This window comes from Paraglaciecola sp. 20A4 (genome assembly GCF_011378905.1).
Lineage (GTDB): Bacteria > Pseudomonadota > Gammaproteobacteria > Enterobacterales > Alteromonadaceae > Paraglaciecola.
Genome location: NZ_WTPY01000078.1, coordinates 1 through 1,082, shown reverse-complemented (window position 1 = coordinate 1,082; position 1,082 = coordinate 1). Strand labels below are relative to the sequence as shown.

Genomic DNA, 1,082 nt, shown 5'->3' with positions numbered 1-1,082 from the left:
GAGTATAAGATCACAGCGACATCAGCCCGTCAAATAATGTTGTTTTTGTTCAAAAAACGTTCATGATCTTGCCGTGGGGGTGTGACGGGCCGTGAGTGTCGGTGCACGATTATACACAGAGCTTTCGGTGCGAATGTTCTTAAAGCACGGCGTTAAAGCATTGGCAAACCAGAAACCGCTAATAGTCGCACCTCACTTGTACCTGTGTATCTACTGATAGATAATAACGAAAACAGGAGCCGTTATGAGCAAGAAACAACTTTTACTTAAAGCCGCTGAAGCTAAAGTCAGAACAGGCGGTTATAACAATTTTAGCTTTCGTGAATTGGCCGACGAAATCGGCATTAAAAGCTCGAGTGTGCACTATCACTTCCCTACAAAAGCGGATTTAGGCGCTGAATTGGCTCGCCAGTACACAGATAACTTCTTAACTAATTTGGGTGCGCCAGAAGCACTTATCGCGCAGGGTAAAAAACCTATTGAAGTGTATTTACAACAATTTCAGTGTGCCTTAACCGAAGACAAAAAGATGTGTCTTTGTGGTTTGCTAGGCGCTGAAACTGACGGCTTACCCGAAAAAGTTAAAACGCAAACACAGCGCTTCTTTGTGCAAAACATTGAGTGGCTGACCCATGCTTACATGCAAACTGATGGCGCCTCAGAACATACGGCTAAAGGCCAAGCTATCGCAGCGTTGTCTTTACTTGAAGGCGCAATGTTAGTTAGCAAAGCAATGAATGACACCGCCATTTTTACCACGGCTAGTGCTGGCTTACTCGCCACCCGCTAAGGGCGCGGGTCAGCAACACGGCTGGCGGCTATGCGACCAACATCAACACAACCGACGCGTCCGGCATCAACGCAGTCAATACGATCTAGCTAACAGCCATTCTTGATTTGCCTATTAAAGCGCGTAAGACAAGATCAAAAAACTTTTCTTACAAAGCAGGCCGCTTAAGTTAACGCGTGTCAGGCGAGACAGACCACATAAAAAAGCCGGATCCATTGAAGTGACCCCCAATAGTTGGACATTCCAATTACTGGGGGTCTTTTTATGTCCAAACATCATAGAGTATTTAAGT

The 1,082-nt window shown here is 45.5% G+C and carries 1 protein-coding gene; it reads left to right on the top strand.

Annotation, left to right across the window (positions count from 1 at the left end; translation table 11 throughout):
- Positions 1-244: 244 nt before the first annotated feature.
- The gene (locus GQS54_RS22890) at positions 245-790 is read left to right on the top strand and encodes a TetR/AcrR family transcriptional regulator (RefSeq protein ID WP_166426227.1); all 546 of its coding nucleotides are present in this window, start codon (positions 245-247) and stop codon (positions 788-790) included.
- Positions 791-1,082 lie beyond the last annotated feature (292 nt).

What these genes read in the sequence shown, in the direction of transcription:
- GQS54_RS22890 (WP_166426227.1), top strand. Translation starts at nt 245, where the DNA reads ATGAGCAAGAAACAACTTTTACTTAAAGCCGCTGAAGCTAAAGTCAGA.